At 56.3% G+C, this 3,829-nt stretch carries 1 protein-coding gene and 2 pseudogenes; 2 read left to right on the forward strand and 1 reads right to left on the reverse strand.

Annotated elements, in window-relative coordinates:
- Both H5U08_RS12515 and H5U08_RS12520 read left to right on the forward strand, forming a co-directional pair.
- Positions 1 to 278, forward strand: a pseudogene (locus tag H5U08_RS12515) (sulfatase/phosphatase domain-containing protein); the annotation flags it as partial.
- Between the two features lie 270 nt (positions 279 to 548).
- Positions 549 to 3,317 (forward strand): tetratricopeptide repeat protein, encoded by a 2,769-nt coding sequence (locus H5U08_RS12520; RefSeq protein WP_297033554.1) that lies wholly within the window; start codon positions 549 to 551, stop codon positions 3,315 to 3,317.
- A 208-nt stretch (positions 3,318 to 3,525) separates the two neighbouring features.
- Here the strand turns inward: H5U08_RS12520 and H5U08_RS12525 are convergent.
- Positions 3,526 to 3,829 (reverse strand): annotated as a pseudogene (locus tag H5U08_RS12525) (hypothetical protein); the annotation flags it as partial.

Raw genomic sequence — 3,829 nt, forward strand, 5'->3', positions numbered from 1 at the left:
GGAGGCCGCCAGATCGAAAATTCTTTGCCGGTACGGGACCGTATCCGGATCTGGCGATCCGCGAAGGGCGTTGGAAACTCCTTTGCGAGTATGATGGTTCCCGCCCGGAGCTGTACGACCTGGAGGCCGATCCTGGGGAAACGAAGAATCTGGCCGACCAGCAGGGCCAGGTGGTTTCCTCGCTCCGAGAAAAACTGGTTGCATGGCACACAAGTATGCCGCAGGACAACGGGCCAAAACTCGGGGAGGAGGACCTCCGCCGAAACCGCAATCGCTGAAGGGGAAGAAGCCCGGATTAGTGAAACCGGTTTTTGGGCACTGTTCATGCCTGTGGACCGTCGCCTTAAAAATTGTTGACAGAGCGGACACGAGAAGGCCTGCTGACGAGCCGCGCACCGCGGCCATCTGTGGGTTCACTTGCTCTTTTCCGACGCCGCTCCATAGAATCTTTTGATCGCGACCAGAGCATGTAGGGATGAGGGCGGCCGCGGTCAGCGGTGTGGGGTCGTCAAATTCAACCCGCGGATCGTGAGCGGGATACCGTGGATATGCTCAGAAAGTTACTCCTCCCTTTGTGGTGCTGCACGCTTTTGTGGCTGGGCTGTTCAGACGAGAGAGGTGGGGTTCCCGATCCGGGAGAGCACACCACAGCAGCCGCGAAAAGCGCAGGCGAAAAGTCCGACCGTCATAGGAGTGGGGGAGCCAGCGTATCTGATCGGCTCCGGTTGGCGTTTTCTGAATCTGCGCGAGAGATTCTCGTGGGCACGCTCGAACTGCGTCCCGGAGATACTGTGCCGTTGCATGCGGGTTGGACGCCGATTGCTGGACAACTCCTCGAAAAGGTACCTGCCGCCGACAGTGCCCCGCTGACGATCGACTATCCTCTTGACGGTTCAATCTTCCCGCCGGAAATCGTTCCGCCCACACTTCTCTGGCATGACGATACGCCGGGCGTGGACTGCTGGCTGGTGGCGTTCGTTCTGGATGGCGGCAGGTCCTGGTTGGGCGCATTGGTGCCCGGTGACCCGCCTCCGGAAGGCGAAATCGACCCCCGATGCCTGACAGAGACAAATGAGATTTACCGGGGCACACCGTACCAGCGGACGGCGAAAGCCTGGACAGTTCACAATCAAGTCTGGGAGAGAGTTAAACAATATTCTGTAGAAAACCCATATCGATTGTACGTTGTAGGATTTTCCAGCAAAAATCCTGGACAGGTTCTTTCATGCGGTGCCATAACGTGTGTGACGTCCAAAGACCCTGTAGGAGCTCCGATATTTTATCGGGATGTTCCGCTCGCCCCGTCGCAAACGGAACGCGGCGTCATCAAACCGCTCAGCGAAGCCTTTCTGCCGCTAATTGCGTGGAGGTTGCGTGATATTTCAAAGCCGGAGAGCCGGTTGGTTCTAACCGGCTTGCTGACCTGCGCAAATTGCCATTCTTTCTCCACAGATGGCAAAACGCTGGGTATGGATGTGGACGGTCCGGCCGGGGACAAAGGGGCCTACGCCATCGTCCCTATTGAGAAGGAAACGATCATCGAGCAAAAGGACATCATCAGTTGGAACTCATTCCAGGGTAAACCGCCGGGCCAGAAAACCATTGGATTTCTTTCGCAAGTCTCGCCAGATGGGCGTTACGTGGTTACGACATTGAATGAGTCAGTTTACGTTCAGAATTTTACTGACTATCGTTTCCTTCAGGTCTTTTATCCAACTCGGGGAATACTCGGCTATTACGACCGCGAAACGCAGGAGATAAAACCACTTCCCGGGGCGGACGATCCTCGATATGTGCATTGTGATCCGGTGTGGACTCCCGATGGGCAGACGATCATTTTTGCCCGCGCGGAGGCGAAAGACCCTTATCCGCCAGGTTATCGTCCGGCTGTGAGAGCGAACGATCCCAACGAGCCGCAGATCCAGTACAGCCTTTATCGTATTCCGTTTCGAAATGGCCAGGGCGGAGTGCCGGCGCCTATCGCGGGGGCTTCCCACAACGGGATGAGCAATACTTTTCCCAAGGTCTCGCCGGATGGCAAATGGATTGTCTTCGTCAAATGTCGCAATGGCCAACTGCTGCGCCCGGACAGCGAACTGTGGATTGTGCCCACCAGCGGTGGTGAAGCCCGGCGAATGCGGTGTAATACCAATCTGATGAACTCCTGGCACAGTTTCTCGCCTAACGGTCGGTGGCTGGTCTTTTCTTCCAAAGTCAATACTCCGTACACGCAGATGTTTCTCACGCACATTGACGAGAATGGGAACGACAGCCCACCGATTTTGATTCCCAATTCCACGGCCGCTAACCGTGCGGTCAATCTCCCGGAATTTGTCAACCGCCCCTACGAAGAATTTGTTGCGATTCGCGTTCCAGCCACCGAATATCTCGAGATAGGCATGCAGGGGATCAAACTGTATGAACAGGGCAGGTTGGATGAGGCTCTCAAGCAGTTCGAGTTGGCACTCCAGAAACAGCCAGATTATCTCGAGGCATACGTGAGCATTGCGGTCATTCTGATGGACAAGGGGCACTGGGAGGAGGCCATTCCGAAGCTGGAAAAGGCCTTGCAGCTTGATCCTGATTGCTGGTTTGCTCATGCCAATCTGGGGATTATCAGAGAAAAACAGGGGCGAAAAGAAGAAGCGCTGATGCACTTTCGGAAGGCTGTAGAATTAATGCCGACCAACCTCAACGCGCGGTTAAATCTCGGGCGAGCACTTGCCGAGGCGGGGGCGTTTCAGGAAGCCATCGCCCAATTTGAAGCAGCAATCAAATTGGCCCCGAATTATGGACCGGCACATTTGAATCTCGGGAACGCCTATCTCGAGCTCGGGAAGTACGAGGAGGCGGTAACGGCATACCGGCGGGCACTGGAACTGGAGCCATCGCTCATTGACGCACGTCTGGGACTGGCAGAGTCCCTGGCCCGGTCGGGAAATTATCCGGAAGCCCGAGCTGAGTTCGAACGCGCCCTATCGGAAGCCAAAGGTGATCCGTACTGTCAATCGCTGGTCGCCCTCTTTCTGGCGACATGTCCCGACGACGCTATTCGCGACGGGACGCGCGCCAAAGTGCTTGCGGAAGCCGCCAGTGAGGCCACCAATCATGCCGATCCAATCTGTCTGCGCAGTCTGGCGGCGGCCTGGGCGGAACTTGGGGATTGGGAGAATGCTCTGAAAACGATAGACCAGGCCATCCAGCACTGCGCAAAGAGTGACCTGCAACTTGCCAACGAGTTACAGAAATACCGGGAGGATTTTCTCCAAAAAAGGCCGGTTCGTCGGCCGGCCGTGGCTAAAATCCCCAGCGGATGATTCTTCCAACTTGCTGGGTCAGGATGGGAAGGCTGATCCGTCTGAGCCTGTAACGACCCTGTAAAACAGCTTTCTGTCCTTCCGGGCCGCTCAACACGTGGGCGCATCGGTAATGCGCGCGGGAGATGGCGATGAATCCACGCTTGGAGCGATGCAGTCCAACGGAGATCCTCGCTGCTCTAGCAGGCTTGGCCGGAGTGCCATCTCTTCAATCGGTAAGTTCGAACTTGAGTTCCACCGGCCCCGGTTCCTTGATTTCTGCTTTCAGACCGGAGGTAGCCGCTACCTTGTATTTCGGCGGAAGCAGGTCCTTGGAAACACGTTTGTCCGGCTCGACCCCACCAGTGTTCTGAGGATTCTCCGGGGGTGGTTCACCTTCGAGAATGGTCTTTGAAATGGCCACATTGTAAGTTCCGGGAATAGCTCCATCCCCGGGATCAAAGGTCGTCAGCGTGAACTTACCCGAGGCGTCCGTTTTGCCCACTGCTCCCCGGCCGTTAGGATCTGTGGAG

The sequence above is a fragment of the Thermogutta sp. genome, assembly GCF_014359955.1.
In the GTDB taxonomy this organism is placed as follows: domain Bacteria; phylum Planctomycetota; class Planctomycetia; order Pirellulales; family Thermoguttaceae; genus Thermogutta.

What these genes read in the sequence shown, in the direction of transcription:
- H5U08_RS12520 (WP_297033554.1), top strand. Translation starts at nt 549, where the DNA reads ATGCTCAGAAAGTTACTCCTCCCTTTGTGGTGCTGCACGCTTTTGTGG.